General features: G+C 41.3%; 17 protein-coding genes. 2 read left to right on the top strand and 15 right to left on the bottom strand.

All coding sequences use genetic code 11. From position 1 onward, the window contains the following. Positions 1 to 15 precede the first annotated feature (15 nt). Both yjjX and yjjG read left to right on the top strand, forming a co-directional pair. A complete protein-coding gene (gene yjjX / locus H5092_RS01915; RefSeq protein WP_096040826.1) occupies positions 16 to 561 on the top strand; it encodes an inosine/xanthosine triphosphatase in 546 nt (181 codons plus the stop codon). A gap of 13 nt (positions 562 to 574) precedes the next feature. Continuing rightward, positions 575 to 1,249, top strand: coding sequence for a pyrimidine 5'-nucleotidase (gene yjjG / locus H5092_RS01920; protein ID WP_182711439.1), 675 nt, complete (start codon positions 575 to 577; stop codon positions 1,247 to 1,249). 80 nt (positions 1,250 to 1,329) lie between these two features. On the opposite strand, the gene lpxC is transcribed toward yjjG, so the two are convergent. The 15 genes from lpxC to rsmH all read right to left on the bottom strand — a co-directional run bounded on the left by lpxC (position 1,330) and on the right by rsmH (position 18,586). After that, a complete protein-coding gene (lpxC, locus tag H5092_RS01925) occupies positions 1,330 to 2,241 on the bottom strand; it encodes a UDP-3-O-acyl-N-acetylglucosamine deacetylase (RefSeq protein ID WP_002957999.1) in 912 nt (303 codons plus the stop codon). Between the two features lie 106 nt (positions 2,242 to 2,347). Continuing rightward, positions 2,348 to 3,592, bottom strand: coding sequence for a cell division protein FtsZ (gene ftsZ, locus H5092_RS01930; RefSeq protein WP_058154155.1), 1,245 nt, complete (start codon positions 3,590 to 3,592; stop codon positions 2,348 to 2,350). Positions 3,593 to 3,613: 21 nt separating this feature from the next. Then, positions 3,614 to 4,846 carry a cell division protein FtsA gene (gene ftsA, locus H5092_RS01935; RefSeq protein ID WP_007582937.1) on the bottom strand — a complete coding sequence of 411 codons (1,233 nt, stop codon included), beginning with the start codon at positions 4,844 to 4,846 and terminating at the stop codon, positions 3,614 to 3,616. After that, positions 4,843 to 5,628: a cell division protein FtsQ/DivIB gene (locus tag H5092_RS01940; protein WP_182723920.1), complete on the bottom strand. Its 786-nt coding sequence runs from the start codon at positions 5,626 to 5,628 to the stop codon at positions 4,843 to 4,845. Before H5092_RS01940 ends, ftsA begins: the two co-directional genes overlap by 4 nt. 1 nt (position 5,629) lies before the next feature. After that, entirely contained in the window at positions 5,630 to 6,550 is a 921-nt protein-coding gene (locus H5092_RS01945) for a D-alanine--D-alanine ligase (protein ID WP_182732804.1), read from the bottom strand. After that, a complete protein-coding gene (gene murC, locus H5092_RS01950; RefSeq protein WP_039485322.1) occupies positions 6,547 to 7,998 on the bottom strand; it encodes a UDP-N-acetylmuramate--L-alanine ligase in 1,452 nt (483 codons plus the stop codon). The genes H5092_RS01945 and murC overlap by 4 nt, the downstream gene beginning before the upstream one ends. Further along, positions 7,999 to 9,075, bottom strand: coding sequence for an undecaprenyldiphospho-muramoylpentapeptide beta-N-acetylglucosaminyltransferase (murG, locus tag H5092_RS01955; protein WP_182715721.1), 1,077 nt, complete (start codon positions 9,073 to 9,075; stop codon positions 7,999 to 8,001). Next, complete coding sequence (gene ftsW / locus H5092_RS01960; protein ID WP_024606332.1) at positions 9,072 to 10,247, bottom strand: cell division protein FtsW; 1,176 nt, start codon at positions 10,245 to 10,247, stop codon at positions 9,072 to 9,074. The genes murG and ftsW overlap by 4 nt, the downstream gene beginning before the upstream one ends. After that, on the bottom strand, positions 10,244 to 11,578 hold the full coding sequence (gene murD / locus H5092_RS01965; protein WP_182732805.1) for a UDP-N-acetylmuramoyl-L-alanine--D-glutamate ligase: 1,335 nt from the start codon (positions 11,576 to 11,578) through the stop codon (positions 10,244 to 10,246). The genes ftsW and murD overlap by 4 nt, the downstream gene beginning before the upstream one ends. Further along, positions 11,579 to 12,661, bottom strand: coding sequence for a phospho-N-acetylmuramoyl-pentapeptide-transferase (gene mraY / locus H5092_RS01970; protein WP_002957990.1), 1,083 nt, complete (start codon positions 12,659 to 12,661; stop codon positions 11,579 to 11,581). Then, on the bottom strand, positions 12,661 to 14,043 hold the full coding sequence (murF, locus tag H5092_RS01975) for a UDP-N-acetylmuramoyl-tripeptide--D-alanyl-D-alanine ligase (protein ID WP_182732806.1): 1,383 nt from the start codon (positions 14,041 to 14,043) through the stop codon (positions 12,661 to 12,663). Before murF ends, mraY begins: the two co-directional genes overlap by 1 nt. Then, entirely contained in the window at positions 14,040 to 15,518 is a 1,479-nt protein-coding gene (gene murE / locus H5092_RS01980; RefSeq protein ID WP_182732807.1) for a UDP-N-acetylmuramoyl-L-alanyl-D-glutamate--2,6-diaminopimelate ligase, read from the bottom strand. Before murE ends, murF begins: the two co-directional genes overlap by 4 nt. Next, complete coding sequence (locus tag H5092_RS01985; protein WP_182732808.1) at positions 15,511 to 17,328, bottom strand: penicillin-binding transpeptidase domain-containing protein; 1,818 nt, start codon at positions 17,326 to 17,328, stop codon at positions 15,511 to 15,513. Before H5092_RS01985 ends, murE begins: the two co-directional genes overlap by 8 nt. Continuing rightward, on the bottom strand, positions 17,325 to 17,651 hold the full coding sequence (gene ftsL / locus H5092_RS01990) for a cell division protein FtsL (protein ID WP_002957986.1): 327 nt from the start codon (positions 17,649 to 17,651) through the stop codon (positions 17,325 to 17,327). Before ftsL ends, H5092_RS01985 begins: the two co-directional genes overlap by 4 nt. Next, positions 17,648 to 18,586: a 16S rRNA (cytosine(1402)-N(4))-methyltransferase RsmH gene (gene rsmH, locus H5092_RS01995; protein ID WP_024606338.1), complete on the bottom strand. Its 939-nt coding sequence runs from the start codon at positions 18,584 to 18,586 to the stop codon at positions 17,648 to 17,650. Before rsmH ends, ftsL begins: the two co-directional genes overlap by 4 nt. Positions 18,587 to 18,589 lie beyond the last annotated feature (3 nt).

The raw sequence follows: 18,589 nt of genomic DNA on the forward strand, positions 1-18,589 counted from the left end.
ACAATAAGGGACATTGTGTTGTACTCATTAAAAATTATTGTGGGTTCTAAAAACCCTGTAAAAATTAACGCGGCTAAACATATTTTTGCAATGTATTTCCCTGAACATGAAATTGATTGCCAAGGTGTTGATGCCCTATCCAATGTGCCAGATCAACCTATTGGCGAAGAAGAAACACGTGTTGGCGCACAAAACCGTGTTAATTATTGCAAAGAGCATTACCAAGCTCACTACTACGTGGCAATGGAAGGCGGTGCAGAGCAATTTAGCTATGGTGCAGCAACGTTTGCTTACGTAGTTATTGATAATGCCTTAAATCAGGTTGTAGGGCGCAGCAGCAACCTCCCCTTGCCTCAAGTGCTTTATAACGCATTACTTAACGGCGAAGAGCTTGGCGATGTAATGGACAAAGCATTTAATACCACCAACGTTAAACAAAAAGGGGGCGCTATTGGGTTACTTACAAACAATCACGCCACGCGCGAAAGCACCTATACACAAGCACTCACTTTAGCTATGGCGCCCTTTCTACACGTAGATCTCTACAGCCAAACAAATTAATTTAGGAAGTTTAATGAAATACAACTATGTATTGTTTGATGCAGACGAAACCTTATTTAGGTTTGATATTTTAGCGGGCATGACTCGCATGTTTAAAGCTTACAACGTAGATTTTAGCCAAGACGACTATATTCATTATCAAAAAACCAATAAGCAGCTGTGGGTTGATTATCAAAATGGCACTATTAGCGCAGATTACTTACAAGTAACACGCTTTAATGAATGGGCTTCAAAACTCAATGTGCCCGCAAAAGAGCTAAACGATGCTTTTTTAGATGCTATGGCGCAAATTTGCGAGCCATTACCTGGTGCTATTGAGCTTTTAAATAAACTTAAGCCAAATGCTCGATTAGGTATTATTACTAACGGATTTGCCCGCTTACAAACCGTACGCCTTGAGCATACTGGCTTAAAAGATATGTTTGAATGGTTAGTAATATCTGAACTTGTGGGTATAGCAAAACCAAATAAAGCGATTTTTGAGCACACATTTGAGCTAATGGGTAACCCTGATAAAAGCGAGATACTTATGGTGGGTGATACTGCTGCAAGCGACATACTTGGCGGCAACAATGCAGGTATTGATACTTGCTGGTTACAACACCCTGGTGAGCAATTAGCCGATGGAATAAAACCAACCTATACAGTAACTCATTTAAATCAGTTACAAGCTCTTTTAGAGTTATAATAGAGTAAATTTTACGCAAAAAAATGACGCTAATTAGCGTCATTTTTTATAACTGTTTGCGAGCTGTTCTTTTACTGCTTTTAGGCTGGAGCTAACTCAAGACCGGGTGCAGGCATCGTCACAGGCGTTTCAAATGTTGCCCACTCCCATGCTGACTCTGTAGCCATAATTTTACGTAGTAATTTATTATTTAAATCATGACCCGATTTAAATGCAGTTACTTTACCCAAAAGATTATGACCTGTCATAAACATGTCACCAACACAGTCTAATATCTTGTGCTTAACAAACTCATCGCTATAACGTAAGCCATTAGGATTTAAAACTTTGAATTCATCAAGTACCACAGCACTATCCATGCTACCACCTAGCGCTAGGTTGTTTGCATGCATGTATTCAATATCTTTCATAAATCCAAAAGTACGCGCACGGCTAATTTCTTCAATAAAGCTTTGCGTTGTTATATCCAACCCAATACGTTGGCGACTTTCATTGATAGCTGGGTGGTTAAATGCAATCTCAAAGTCGATATGAAAACCATCATATGGTTCAACTTCAGCCCACTTACCATCTTCTTCAATGCGTACTTTTTCTTTAATACGGATAAAGCGTTTAGCAACGTTTTGTTCTTCAATTCCGCCTTTTTGTAACAGATATATGAATGGTAATGCACTACCATCCATAATCGGCACTTCTGAGCTGTCCAATTCTACAATTAGATTATCAATGCCCATTGCAGCAACAGCTGCAATAAGATGCTCAGTAGTTGATAAGCGAACACCATCTTTGTTAATTAAACAGGTACACAACTGCGTATCACCAACGGCTTCAGGTGTTGTTTCAAAATCAACAACCGGATCAAGGTCGACACGACGAAATACAATCCCAGTATTTGCGCTCGCAGGTCGGAGAGTTATTGTGACCTTCTCACCTTTATGAAGTCCAATTCCTATGGCTTTGACTACTTGTGCAATCGTACGCTGTTTAATCATAGGTATGCTCACTTTTAAATCAGTTACAGTTAGACGGCGGAGTTTAACATAAATCCTTTTGCCTTTCAATATTTGTACATATTTCAAACAAAAGTATTATTAAATGTTAATCTGCCTGCTTACGTAAAAAAGCGGGAATATCAAAATAATCACCACCTTCTGATTTATCTGCTTTTTTACTATTTTGCGCTGAAGAACTTGAACTACTTGAACTCGTTGAAGGCGCTTTCTCTTTACTTTGCGCTTGCTCTTTAGTCGTGTTTTCTTCAGCGTTTGTATCTTGGCTTGCAAAGCTTGGCACGTACATGCTGCTCGTTTGGTTTGATGTGCTTGCAACATCAGAACCTGATGCTTTTTTAAAGCCGTTATCAACAATACCAAACTGTGGACGACGATCGCCGCCTAAACCAGTTGCAACAACCGTTACACGTAGCTCATCAGTCATTTCTGGGTCGATTACCGCACCAACAACAACCGTTGCGTTTTCTGACGCAAGTGCTTTAACGTGATTACCAACAATTTCAAATTCTTCAATCGCAATGTCCATACCAGCGGTAATATTAACTAAGATACCTTTAGCACCTGTTAAATCAACGTCTTCTAGTAGTGGGCTTGAGATAGCAGCTTCTGCAGCTTCTTGTGCACGATCAGGACCTGACGCAGACGCCGTTCCCATCATTGCAGTACCCATTGCAGACATTACTGTTCTAACATCGGCGAAATCCACGTTAATTAAACCAGAACGTGTAATTAGCTCTGCTATACCTTGTACCGCACCAAATAATACGTCATTAGCTTTAGCGAAGGCATCTAGAAGTGTAGTCCCTTTCCCTAAAACTTTAAGCAATTTATTGTTAGGAATTGTAATAAGTGAATCTACAATTTCTGACAATTCATTAATGCCTTGTTCAGCGGCTGCTGCACGTTTTTTACCTTCAAAATCAAAAGGACGTGTTACAACTGCAACGGTTAAAATACCGAGTTCTTTAGCAATTTTAGCAACTACCGGTGCAGCACCAGTACCTGTACCACCGCCCATACCGGCTGCAATAAATACCATATCGGCGCCTTCAAGGCTGGCACGAATTGTATCTGCATCTTCTTCAGCCGACTTACGGCCTACTTCAGGGTTTGCGCCCGCACCTAACCCAGAGGTTATTTGCGTGCCTAGTTGAACTGTAATATCGGCAGCAGAGTTACGTAATGCTTGCGCATCCGTATTAGCGGCTATAAAACGCACGCCTTCTATTTGTTGTTTTACCATGTGCTCAACAGCGTTACCGCCACCACCGCCCACGCCGATTACTTTTATTACAGCTTCTTCGCTGTGTTGTTCCATTATATCAAACATGTTTACTCTCCGACTTGAGTCTTAAAACTCGCCTTGGAACCATTTAGTAATGCGGTTCCACCAATTATTGTTATCCTCTGCTTTCGACTTTTGTGCATTCATCGATTGCATGGTACGCCCGTATTGTAACAAACCAACAGCGGTTGCGTATGAAGGATCATCTACATAGTCTGTCAAACCAACCATCCCGATTGGTTTGCCTATTCTTACTGGCATTTGGAAGATGTCTTCTGCCACTTCCATAGCGCCAGTCATTTTAGCAGTTCCGCCTGTTATAACGAGACCTGCCGCAATTTGGTCTTCTAAGCCTGAACGACGAATTTCTTCCATCGCAAGCTCAAATAATTCTCTAAAACGAGGCTCTACCACCTCAGATAATGTATGGCGCGACATCAACCTTGCTGGTCGCCCGCCTACACTTGGTACTTCAATTGTGTCTTCGCTACTTGCCATTTGGCTACTAGCACATGCGTATTGTACTTTGAGTGACTCTGCATGTGATATAGGTGTGCGAAATATTTTTGCAATATCACCAGTAACTTGGTTACCCGCTACAGGTATAACGGCAGAGTGACGAAGTGCGCCATTAATATAAATGGTGATATCCATAGTACCGCCACCAATATCAAGTACTGCAACACCTAGCTCTTTTTCGTCATCTGTTAGTACAGAATAGCAAGACGCAAGGGCAGTAAAGATAAGTTGATCGACTTCAAGACCACAGCGTTCTACACATTTTTCGATATTTTTTGCCATGTCGTTTGAGCACGTAATGATATGTGCACGCGCTTCCATACGAACGCCGCTCATGCCTAGTGGGTTTTTAATGCCCTCTTGCATATCGATGCTGTATTCTTGCGGCAATGCATGTAGCATTTTACGCTCTGCTGAAATAGGCACAGAACGCGCAATATGTATTACGTTTTCAATGTCTTCGTCAGTGACTTCGGTGTTATTAATTGCCACCACACCACTTTCGTTTTGACACTGTATATGTTTGCCAGAAATACCCAAATACACAGAGCTTATACGACAATCAGCCATTAACTCGGCCTCGTCTATTGCTCGTCGAATAGACTCAGACACTAAGTTTAAATCGTTAACGCCGCCTTTATCCATACCATGAGATACTTGGCTGCCCACACCAACAATGCTGAGCTTGTTATCTGCGGTGATTTCACCTACCGTGGCAACCACTTTCGAGGTGCCAACGTCTAATCCTATTACTAGGTTTCTTTCTGCTGACTTAGTCATGCCTTACTCTTATTTTGTAATTGTTCTTCTTGCATTGGCTTAAAGCTTACTGCAAGGCCGGTATCATACCGTAAATCGATTGTATCTACTTGTGCATCTGCACGTTGTTCCATTCGTGGATAAACGTCTATAAAACGTTGTACACGCTTGGCTTTATCTTTACGCCCTAAATTTAAGCGAATTCCGTTATCTAGCCAAAGTTGCCACGAAAAACGCTCCGATAATGCCAAACTTGTTAATGTTAAACCATTAACTCTGAGCATTTCATCAAATTGCTTAAAAGCAACCCACGCCTCTTCTTCGCTACCTTCTGGGCCATATAACTGCGGTAAGTTATCATCTAACTTATCGCTGCTGGCTTGAAATGCTTGGCCACTTTGGTTGAGCAACAAGTCGCTATTCCAGTGAGCAACTACTTCATGTTCAACTACATACACCTGTATAGTATCAGGCCATTGTTTACGTACCGAAGCGGTAGCAACCCAAGGCAAGTCTTGAACTAGCTGCTGCACGTGCTTAACATCAAGTTCAAAAAAACTACTTAAATCGGCTTTTTTAATTGCTTTTATAATTGCCGTTTCATCTGTGTATTTGGGATGCCCTTGCACTGTAAGGTGCTTAATTTGAGCATCTTTATTTTCAACTAACCAATCAGATACACCTGTGGTTATTTGTACTAAGCCTATAACCACAATCAGAAAAAAACTCACTCCAAAAATCAGCGACCAATTAAAGTTAAGTTGCTGTTTTAGTTGTTGAGCTTTTTCTAAAAGGGGATGCATATTAAAGCGTTTGCTCTAAAATGCGAACAACTAATTGCTCAAAAGTTGCCCCGTTCGCTTTTGCAGCCATCGGTACTAGTGACTTTTCAGTCATGCCTGGTACTGTATTTACTTCTAGCAGGTAAAAATTCCCTTGCTCGTCTTGCATAGCATCAACACGACCCCAACCACTTGCACCCACTAAATCAAACGCATCTAGCGATATGGCTTGTAAGTACTTAGTATCTTGCTCTGATAAATCTGCAGGGCAATGATACTGGGTTGTATTTGATTGATACTTAGCTTGGTAATCGTAAAAGCCATTAGGTGTCGTCATCTCAATGACTGGTTGTACATCGTCGCCAAGCACCGTGATTGTAAATTCACGACCAGTGATCCACTGCTCTACAAGTACTTGGTTATCAAACTTAAATGCATTAGCTAGTGCATCTTCAAGCTCTTGTGATGTACTTGCTTGCGCCATACCTATGCTTGAACCTTCATGCGATGGCTTAACCATGACCTTTTTAAATTCATCCATAATGGCTTTAGCATCAAAGCCTTTTTTAGCATCAACTACGGTATAAGGTGCTGTGCTTAAACCCGCTGATTTAAATAAGTGCTTACAACGTACTTTATCCATAGCAAGTGCTGAACCTAGTACATTACTGCCCGTGTAAGGCAAGTCCATAAATTCAAGTGCTCCCTGCACTGTGCCGTCTTCGCCACCACGGCCATGCAAAGCGATAAAAACGCGATCTACATTTAATTCTTTTAACTCCCACAAAGAACGACTTTGTGGGTCAAATGCAATTGCATCAATACCACTATTTTGCAGCGCATTTAAAACAGCCTGACCCGATCGTAAAGACACTTCACGCTCTGCTGAGTTACCACCTAGCAGTACCGCTACTTTACCAAATTGTGTGTTTACCTGAGTCATACTTCACCTTGCTTAAGTTTTTCTATCGACATACCCGTTGCAGCTAATGTTTTAACTAACTGACCTATATTACCAGCGCCTTGGGTTAATACTAAATCATTGTTTTGTAAATTTGCGGCCAAAACACCTGCAAGCTCAGCATTTGTTGCTACGTGTAGCGGCTCTTTGCCACGTTGACGAAGGCTACGACATAAGCTTTTGCTGTCGGCCCCTACAATAGGATCTTCACCAGCGCTATACACATCAAGCAATAGCAACTGATCTACATCAGCAAGAACTTTTACAAAATCTTCGTATAAGTCGCGTGTACGAGAAAACCTATGAGGTTGATATACCATTACTAAACGCTTATCAGGCCAACCTTCACGTACTGCTGCAATTGTTGCTGCAACTTCTGAAGGATGATGCCCGTAATCATCAACTAACATCACATTGCCACGCTCGTTTTCAAATTCACCATAGTGCTGAAAACGACGACCAATACCTTCAAACTTCTGCAGCGCTTCTAAAATTGCATGATTCGCAATATTTTGATCTTTTGCCACAGCAATCGCAGCGGTTGCATTAAGTGCGTTGTGTCTACCTGGCATATTCAACGTGGCAGTTAAACACTCACCTTGCTTGTTAGTTACTGTAAATGTGCACGTATTAGCTGATTGGCTAAAGTCGCTCATGCGATAATCAGCATCCTTCGATTCGCCATACGTAATAACTGGGCGACCAAAGCGCGGGATAAGCTCAGCTGCAACTTCAGAGTCAATACATACAACAGCTAAACCATAAAACGGCAAGTTATGAATGAAATCGACATACGTGTCTTTCATTTTTTCAAGACTGCCGCCATAAGTATCCATGTGATCTTCTTCAATATTTGTGATGACCGAGACCATTGGCTGCAAGTGTAAAAACGACGCATCGCTTTCATCAGCTTCTGCTATTAAAAAATCACTTTTACCTACTTTTGCGTTACTACCTGCGCTATTTAACAAGCCACCAATAATAAAAGTTGGATCGAGCCCTGCTTGTCCATAAATACTTGCAATTAGGCTTGTTGTCGTTGTTTTACCATGCGTTCCCGCAATCGCTATACCGTGGCGAAAACGCATTAGCTCTGCGAGCATTTCTGCGCGGCGCACAACAGGGATTCTTGCGGCTTTAGCTGCAATAATTTCAGGATTTGTTTCATCAATCGCGCTTGAAACAACCACTACATTGGCATCTTTCACGTTATTTTCATGATGGCCAATAAATACCTCAGCACCGGCTTTAATTAAGCGATCTGTCATAGCGCTATGAGCAATGTCAGAACCTGTAATACGGTAGCCTTCAAAAGCGAGTACTTCAGCAATACCGCCCATACCGGCTCCACCAATACCAATAAAGTGAATGGTTTCTATTCGGCGCATTGCTGGGCGCGTGTGTTTTTCTTGTACTGACGTTTCTTTCACTTATTTTCTCTTATTTGTTACTTGCTCACAGTGCGTTGCTACGCTTGCTGTGGCATCTAAAATGGCTTGTTTATTTGCATTTGTAGCCATTTCAGTAATTAATGAAGGTTGGGCTAAATATGGGCTTAATAGTTCAACAATTGATTGTTTATTAAACTGCCCTTGTGGCATTAATAATGCGCCATTAGCCATCACTAAATATTGTGCGTTTGCTGTTTGATGGTCGTCCACAGCATGTGGAAAAGGGACAAAAACAGCCATTTTACCTGCTGCTGCAATTTCGCTAACAGTTAACGCACCAGCACGGCAAACAACAATATCAGCCCAGCTATACGCCGCGTCCATATCATCAATAAATTCAGCTATTTTTGTACTACCATCCGCAAAGCCATGCATTTTATAAGCTGTTTCTACAGTAGATAAATGACCCTTACCTGTTTGATGCCATACGCTTATAGGAGCTGTATTATTTAGTACTTTAAATGCTTCTGGTAATGTTTGATTAAGCACTTGTGCACCGAGCGAGCCCCCTACCACTAAAATATTAATAGGGCTTGATACATCGCGTTTGGCTATATTCATAACGCTTTGGCGAACTGGGTTACCTACTAGCTCGGCTTGACCCTGTGCAAAAGCACTTGGAAATGCTGCTAATACACGTGTAGCCACCTTAGCTAGCAGTTTATTACTCATACCCGCTACAGCGTTTTGCTCGTGAATAACTAACGGAATACCTAAACTCTTTGCGGCAATTCCCGTGGGTCCCGTAACATAACCGCCCATTGCGAGTACTACATCAGGACGCTGTTCTTTCAATACCTTACGCGCTTGCAATACTGCATTAACTACCATGAATGGGGCTTTAATAAGACGTTTTAATCCGTTACCACGAACACCTTTTACATTAATAAAATCAATATCTATATTATGCTTAGGTACAACGCTTGCTTCCATTCGATCTGGTGTGCCAATCCAGCTAACTTGCCAGCCCTGCTGTTTTAAATAATCAGCCACTGCAATACCAGGAAAAATGTGTCCGCCAGTTCCACCAGCCACTACTACTAATTTTTTACTCATCGCTTGCCTCCACGTGAGGTGGCTTGTTTGGTTGCCATTTTGGTTTCAAAATCTACGCGCAATAAAATGCCTGTGGCAATGGTCATAATTAACAAGCTTGAACCACCATAAGAAATAAATGGCAGGGTTAAACCCTTAGTTGGCAAAATACCCGCGCTCGCACCCACATTCACCATGGTTTGAAATGCAAACCAAATACCAATGGCAAACGAAAAATAGCCTTCGTATTCTTTGCCACATTTAAGCGCTTGTTGGCCTATTAATAACGCTCTAAATACTAAAGTAGCTAATACCATTAAAATACTTACAACGCCTATTAAACCAAGTTCTTCACCTATTACAGCAAAAATAAAATCGTTATGCGCTTCAGGTAAATATTGCAGTTTTTGTACACTGTTACCTAAGCCTTGGCCAAACCAACCACCTTGGCTATAAGCCATTAGCGATTGAACTAACTGATAACCTTTACCAAAAGGATCATCCCAAGGGTCCAAAAAGCCGACAACACGCGCCATTCGATATGGTTCAACAATAATCAGTAATACAACTAAACCGACGCCAGTTAGAATAAGCACAAAGAACTGCCATAATTTAGCGCCAGCTAAAAACAGTAAACCAACCGTTGTTACAAACATAACAACCACTGTGCCTAAATCAGGTTGCAGCAAAATAAGTAGCGCATACACTGCAAATACAGCTATTGGCTTTGCAAAGCCTTTAATATTTTCTTGTACTTCTTCGCGTTTTCTTACCAAATAACCCGCAATATAACTAAAAAAGTATAATTTAGCGGCCTCAGCAACCTGAAAACCAACAGGACCAATAGGTATCCATCGTTTAGCACCATTCACTTCACGCCCAACAATTAATACCGCTATTAACAGCACCATACCTAGTATTAATAAATAAGGGTTGGATCGTTTCCACCAATCCATTGGCACACAAACACTTATCCAAAAAAGCACAAAAGACATTGCCAAAAACATGCTGTGGCGAATAGTAATATGGTATGGGTCATCAAATAACCGCTCAGCAGTCGGCATTGAAGCGCTAGTTACCATGATAAAACCAACACCAATTAACATAATTACGCAGTACAGCAGCGGTACATCATACAACTGACCTGAAGGTTTTGGTGTTAATGCATCTCTTATATCGGCAAAAGCAATCATAGTTGCCCTGCCATAACACATTGAATAAAGTCATCACCGCGCTGCATATAATTGTTATACATATCAATGCTGGCACATGCAGGTGCTAACAAAACAATATTGCCTGTACTACTAAGTACGTTGGCCAAAGCAACGGCTTCTTCCATGTTGTTAGTTAAATAGCTCTTATTGGTAATCGCAGCTAAGTCACTTGCATCTTTACCAAAACAAATTAATGCTTTTACATGCTGTTTTATGTAGGGTTTAAGTGCGTTTAAATCAGCGCCTTTAGCATCGCCACCAGCAATAACAATCAGATTTTCACCGTCACTAGCTAAACTATCTATTGCAGCAATGGTCGCTCCAACATTCGTTGCCTTTGAATCGTTAAAATACTTTACACCGTTAAGTTCAGCTACAAATTGGCAGCGATGAGCCAACCCATTAAATTGACCTAATGCATTTTTATATTGCACTTTACTTACTTCAAACGGACTTAAAAGCGCCATTACTGCAAGCGTATTTAAATAATTGTGTTTACCCACTACCGCAAGCGTATCAACAGGTAAAAAGGCATCGCCTTTAAGCATAAAATGAGTTTCGCCATTATGCTGCGCTAAATGGTAATCACCTTGTTGAGCACCAAAGCTGATTAGGGGGGTTGTACCGCGCTCAACTGGATGTGTTTGAATATCGTCTGCATTGACAACAATAAGCTCTGTACCGCCATAAATACTTAGCTTTGAGTCTATATAAGCTTGGTAACTGTCGTATCGGTCAAGGTGATCTTCTGACACATTTAATACCGTTGCACTCACAGGTTTTAAACTCGTTGTGGTATCTAGCTGAAAACTAGATAACTCAAGTACATACACATCAAAATCATCGTTGAGTAAATCAAGCACCGCTGTGCCAATATTCCCACCCAAAGCAACTTTATAGCCGGCTTCTTTTAATACTTCATAAGCGAGCGTAACCACGGTTGATTTACCGTTAGAGCCCGTAACAGCAACAACCGGTTTTGTATTAATACGTGCAAATAACTCAACGTCGCCAATCACTTCAACACCTGCGTTAATTGCATTTGCAACAGCTGGTATTTTTAAGCTAAGCCCAGGGCTTATAATAATCATATTGCTTGAACAAAGCTCAGCGTCATCTAAATTACCAAAGTGGGTATCTAGATTTGGCGCATGCTCTTTTAACCAATCAATCCCCGGCGGGGTTGCTCGGCTATCAACGACCTTGGGGGCGAGGCCATGAGATAATAGAAAACGCACAATGCCCAGACCGGTTACACCGAGTCCGAGCACTGTTATTTGTTTGTTTTTTATCTCGTTTAAATACTGCATTTATCGAATCTTTAAAGTAGCTAAGCCAGCAAGCACTAGCACAACAGAAATAATCCAAAAGCGCACAATAACGCGAGGCTCTGGCCAACCTTTTAATTCATAATGATGATGAATCGGCGCCATTCTAAAAATGCGTTGTCCGCGCAGTTTATACGACCCCACTTGTAATATTACCGATAGTGCTTCCATTACAAATACACCGCCCATAATAATAAGTAGTAACTCTTGGCGTACTAAAACAGCAATAATACCTAATGCGCCACCAAGTGCTAATGAGCCAACATCACCCATAAATACTTGTGCTGGGTAAGTGTTAAACCATAAAAAGCCAAGCCCTGCGCCCACAATGGCAGTACACACAACTACAAGCTCACTCGCTAGCGGTAAATGTGGAATATGTAAGTAAGCCGAAAAGTTAATATTACCTGTTAAGTAAGCAATAATTGCCAATGCTGCAGCCACCAAAATAATTGGCACAATCGCCAAGCCATCTAAACCATCGGTCAGGTTTACTGCGTTTGATGTACCTACTATCGCAAAGTACGTAAGCACAATATAAAACAAACCTAATTGCGGTAATACGTCTTTAAAAAATGGAACAACAAGTGATGTCTCAGATGCTTGTGCACTGGTAAAGTACAAAGCAGTAGCTACAACTAATGCAATGACCGATTGCCAAAAGTACTTCCACTTAGCAATTAAACCTTTTGGGTCTTTACGAATAACTTTACGGTAATCATCAACAAAGCCAACAATACCTAATGAGCCAATTACAAACAGTGTTGCCCACACATATTTATTTGATAGATCGGCCCAAAGTAGCGTGCTGGTAAAAATAGCCGCTAAAATAAGTAAGCCACCCATAGTCGGTGTACCCGACTTAGACAAATGCGATTGCGGACCATCGTCGCGAACTGTTTGACCTATTTGCATACGTTGCAAACCACGAATTAACTTAGGCCCTAAATAAAGAGACATAATTAGCGCAGTTAAAATACCTAAAATGGCACGTAGCGTTAAATACGAAAAAACATGAAAACCACTAAAATACTGTGTTAAATACTCTGCCAGCCAAACTAACATTATGATACTCCATTGATGGCTTGTTGCTGGCCATTAACTAAATCGGTTACTAATAATTCCATGCGAGAACTGCGCGATCCTTTCACTACTATTGTTGTTTTTTTATTCACTTTATTAATGCTTTCTTGAATTTTTTGCTGCATCTGTTCGCGGCTCGAAAAGTGACGATTAGGGAGTTCAAACACATCACTTGCGTATTTACTTAACACGCCTAATGTAAATAACTCATCAATCCCTTGTTCAAGTGCATACTCGCCAACTTCTTGATGGTACTTACGTGCATCTTCACCAAGCTCACCCATATCTCCGAGTGCTAAAATGCGGTGACCTTGCATATCACTTAACAAGTCAATCGCAGCCTTTACCGACTTAACATTGGCATTATAGGTGTCATCAACCACGGTAAGTAAATCAGACACTTCAATTAAATTAACGCGCCCTTTTACATCACCCATTGTGGCAAGTGCGTTGGCTATTTCTTCAAGGGTTACATCAAATTCACTGGTCAGCGCCGCAGCGATAAGTGCATTACTAATATTATGCTTACCAGGTAGTGCCAAAGTAACAGGCACTTGCTTGTTTTTAGTGCAAAGCGTAAACCTTGCACGTGCATTGGCATCAAGCGTGATGTTCTCTGCCCAAATATCGAGTTTTTCGGTTGTAGAAAAGCGCTTAACATTACGCCCTTCAAGTTTATCTAACCAATACTGGCTAAATTCACTATCGCAATTAACAATGGCAACGCCGTCATCTTTTAGGCCATCAAAAATCTCACCTTTAGCTTTTGCAACGCCCATTAAGCTACCAAAACCTTCCAAGTGAGCTGCTGCAACATTACATACAACGGCCACATCTGGTTTTGTCATTGCCGTTGTGTAAGCAATTTCACCTAAGTGATTTGCACCTAGCTCAATAACAGCAAAACGATGTTGAGGCTCTAAGCGCAATAACGTAAGAGGGACGCCAATATCGTTGTTAAAATTACCTTTAGTAGCTAATACATCACCGTGAACCGACAAAATTGCTGCACACATTTCTTTTACGGTGGTTTTGCCTACACTCCCTGTAATTGCAATTGTTTTAGGCGCCACTTGGGCCATAACAGCGGTGCTAATTGTACCTAGTGCAATACGTGTATCGCTTACTATAAATTGTGGAATATCTACATCAACTTTGTGCTGAACAATAACGCCTATAGCGCCTTTTTGTTTAGCCTCAGCTATAAATTTATGGCCATCAAAATTTGGCCCTTTAAGTGCTAAAAACACTTCGCCATCGCACACTGTGCGAGTATCAGTATTTATATTTAGCACGTGTTGATTATCACCTTGATAATCAGTTGTTAGCACATTAGCTAACCAATCAAAATCCATTGGGATCATTGTGTTATCCCTCTTACTGCTTTTTTTAGTTGTTCTTGTACATAGCGGCGATCGCAAAAGTCGATGCGCTTATCGCCTATAATTTGATAATCTTCGTGGCCTTTACCTGCAATCAAAATAACATCATCAGCTGTAGCATTTTCTATAGCAAAACGAATTGCAGTTGCTCTATCAGCCTCTAAATGTGCATTTTGAGGATGGGTTAGACCGCCTGCTACATCTGCAATAATGTCATCAGGATTTTCTGTTCGAGGGTTATCGCTGGTAATAATCACTTTATTAGCGTTTTGCTCTGCAGCTTGCGCCATTAATGCGCGCTTACCTTTGTCTCTGTCGCCACCGCAACCAAATACACAACTTACACCACCTGGCACATGCAACTGCAATGCTTGTAATGCAAGTGCAAGTGCATCGGGTGTATGGGCGTAATCAACAACACACGTTGGTATGCCAGCTTGACTAAAAGCTTGCATTCGACCAGCGACTGGCTGTAACTGCGCACAACCAGCAACTAATTGCTCAAGCGGATAACCTAGCCCTAGTAATGTAGCGAGCGCTGCCGTTAAGTTATATAAGTTGAATTCGCCAAACAGAGGCGATTTAATTGAAATATCACCCCAACTTGTCGACAGCTGCGCCGAAATACCTTCACTTGAATATTCAACATCAGAAAAATAAACGTATCGGGCATTCTTAGGAGCTAAGTTTTTGCGGCCATAACAAATTAGGTTATTAAAATCATACTTTTCAAGCCATTGCTCAGCTTGAAAGTCATCTTGATTGAGCACTACAACTTGCGGCTCAAAATCACGGAAAAGCATTAATTTCGCATCTCCGTAACTTGCCATATCACCATGGTAATCTAAGTGATCGCGCGAAAGATTAGTAAACACAGCCGCTTTAAACTGACATTTAGCAACGCGTTGTTGCACTAATCCATGAGATGATACTTCCATGGCTACCAGCTTTTTATGCTGCGAATTTAAATCGCTCAAAATATGCTGTAAATCAACTGTTGAAGGCGTAGTGTTTATCAGTGGAATTAAGTTATCAGGATGGCCATAACCTAAAGTGCCTATAATAGCCGACTCAGTACTACAAAATTGTGCTAAGTGGGCAATCATTGCTGTGGTAGTCGATTTACCATTTGTACCTGTTACACCAATTAAATCAAGAGTCTGACTTGGTTGGCTATAAAAGCGACTAGCTAATTCTGGAAGCTTTTTATCAAGCTCTGAGACTAAATACAGTGGCTCAAAACTGCTTTCAAATTCACATAATCTGTCAGCAATGATAGCTATTGCGCCATTTTCAATTGCTTTAGTAATAAATTGTCCGCCATCAAGTGTATGGCCTTTAATAGCAACAAATACATCACCTGGCGTTACTTCACGGCTATCAAGGCGTAAATGCTTTACCAGTTGCGAGGGTGCATCTATTTCGATGTATTTTAAAATATCCTTTAAATCACGCATCGTTATCTTTACCTTGTACGTACGCAACCTCTTCCTTGTCAGGCGCTACGTTTAATATTCTTAATGCGTTAGAGATGATTTCTGCAAATGCAGGGCCAGCGGTGGCACCTCCATAGTACACATCACCACCTGGTTCATTAATCATAACTACCACGGCTAAACGAGGATTACTTGCCGGTGCTACACCTGCAAAGTAACCTACATATTCATCACCATAACCACCTGCTACGGCTTTTTTAGATGTACCTGTTTTACCGGCAGCACGATACCCATCAACTTTTATGTTGCGAGCAGTACCGTCTTTTTCAAATACACTTTCCATCATGTGGACTACGGCTTCTACGTCTTTTTGTTTAAAAATACGTTCGCCTTCAGGTATATTATCTTGCTTTAAAATAGTCAGTGGTCGATTAACTCCACCAGCGCCTAACATGGTATAAAAGCGCGCCATTTGCGCAGTACTTACCGAAATTGCATAACCAAATGATAAAGTGGCAATTTCAAAGTCAGACCAACGACGATTTGGATAAAACAAACCGCTGCTTTCACCTACCATTCCAGTACCGGTGTCACTGCCAAAGCCTACTTTTTGATATAAGCCAACAAGGTAATCTTTAGGCACTAACTGAGTAACCTTCGCAACCCCCATATTTGAGGAGTACTTTAGTATTTCGCGCAGTGTTAGTTCGCCGTGATTACGAGTATCTCTAACTAAACTACCACCTAAACGCATCCAACCTGGGTAGGTATCAATCGTGTCATCTGCCTGAATGGCGCCGTAGTCTAGCCCAGCTAAAATGGCTAGAGGCTTAACAGTTGAGCCTGGTTCAAACAAATCTGTAATTGCGCGATTACGACGCTTATGAGGTGCAGCATCGCTTAAGTTATTTGGATTAAATGAAGGACTATTTACCATTGCCAGCACTTCACCGGTTTTAACATCAACTACCATAGCTGAGCCCGATGTGGCTTTGTAAGTCAGTACAGCTGATTTTACAGCTTTGTAGGCAATAGCTTGAATTCGCTGGTCAATACTTAGTTCTATACTTTCTGGCTCTACGCGCTCACGCTCGTCAAGCACTTCTACTTCACGCCCTTGTGCGTCTTTACGTATAGTGCGGCGGCCTTCCTCGCCCGTTAAAGCGTTTTCGTATAGCTTTTCAATGCCTTCAATGCCTTTACCGTCTATATTAGTAAAACCAATAACATGCGCGGTAACCTCACCGGCGGGGTAATAGCGTTTAGATTCATCTAGTAAATGAATACCTGGTAGGCGTAAATCGCCAATATAATTTGCTACAGCAGGAGTAACTTGGCGCTTTAAATAAACAAAGCGACGCGAGGGATCGTTTAAAAGTCGAGAGTTAATCTTCTTGGGATCAATGCGCAATACATCTGCAAGCTCACGCCAGCGTAAATCGTTTTTATAATAAAGTGCAGTACGCTTATCAAGCTCGGCGGTATTTTCAGCTAAAGATAAATGATCTTCGCCGCTTTTACGTACTTGTTTAATTACTTTAGAGACAAGCGACTTGTGCAATGCTTTAGGATCAGCATATACACTTACAACAGGCACACTTACCGCTAACTCTTTACCATTACGGTCAAAAATCATCCCGCGTTGCACATGTAGTTTTTCAACGCGCACGGTACGTTTGTCACTTTCTGAACGTGCTTTATCAGGTTCTATTACTTGTAAATAAGCAGCGCGAGATACGAGTGTTACAAACACCATAAACACAACTGCACACACCAGCATAAAGCGCCATGTGATTAAATTAGTGACTGGTTTTTTGCCTCTATTTCTCATTGTACTATTATTACCTGCTCATCTTGACTCGTAGGTCTTTTCATTTTCAATTGTGATGTAGCTACTTCTTCAATGCGTGCATGTTGCGAATAAAATTCTTCTTCAACAAGTAAGTAGCGCCACTCTAAATCGAGCTCATCGCGTTCTTGTAATAATTGATCTTGCTGTATAAGTTGGCCACGAGCTAAGTGGGTTGTTTGCACAACAGCTAAACTAGAAGCGAATATCACAACCAACAAGGCCGAGGTTAGCTTATTAGCTCCTAGGCCTTTTAATATTTCAAAGAATAAATTAGGTTGCCGATAGCTCGCTTTTTTACTCATCCCAACCTCTGTGCAATCCTAAGTACAGAACTACGAGAACGTGGATTACGCTCTACTTCTGCAGCACTTGGCTTAATAGCTTTACCCACTGCTTTTAACGTCAGATTTTTATTTATTTGTGCATCAGTTAAAGGCAAACCTCTGGGTAATGCTTCTCCCTTACTCTGTTTTCTAATAAACTGTTTTACAATACGGTCTTCTAAAGAATGAAACGAAATCACTACTAAACGTCCGCCTGGCTTTAGCACTTTAACTGCAGACTGTAGCGCAGTTTGAATCTCTTCAAGCTCACTATTAATGTAAATACGAATAGCCTGAAAAGTACGGGTAGCTGGGTGTTTAAACTTATCTTTTACCGGTACAGCTTCATCAACAAGGTCAGCAAGCTGCTTGGTAGTTGTGATTGGCGTGTGCTCACGAACTTCAAGTACTTTGTGTGCAATGCGTTTACCAAACTTTTCTTCGCCCAATTTTTTAATTACGTGGGTAATATCATCCAACTCAGCCTCTGCTAACCACTGTGCTGCACTGCGACCTGTTGTAGGGTCCATACGCATATCGAGTGGGCCGTCTTTCATAAAACTAAAGCCACGCTCAGCGTCATCTAATTGTGGTGACGAAACACCAATGTCTAATAAAATGCCATCGACTTTACCAATTAGATCGTTTTGCTGTGCTACTTCGTATAGGTTTGAAAAGCGAGTATGTGCAATTGCAAAACGTGGGTCATCAGCAAATTTTTCAGCTGATTGTATTGCTTGTGGATCTTGGTCAATTGCTTGCAGGCGACCTTCATCACCAAGGCGTGCTAAAATTTGCCCAGAGTGGCCACCACGTCCAAATGTACCATCCATGTATATACCGTCTGGCTTAATTGCAAGGGCATCGATGGTCTCATCCATTAATACGGATACGTGTTCAAATTGCGCTGTCATTAG

This window comes from Pseudoalteromonas sp. SR41-7, assembly GCF_014163935.1.
Taxonomy (GTDB): Bacteria; Pseudomonadota; Gammaproteobacteria; order Enterobacterales; family Alteromonadaceae; genus Pseudoalteromonas; species Pseudoalteromonas distincta.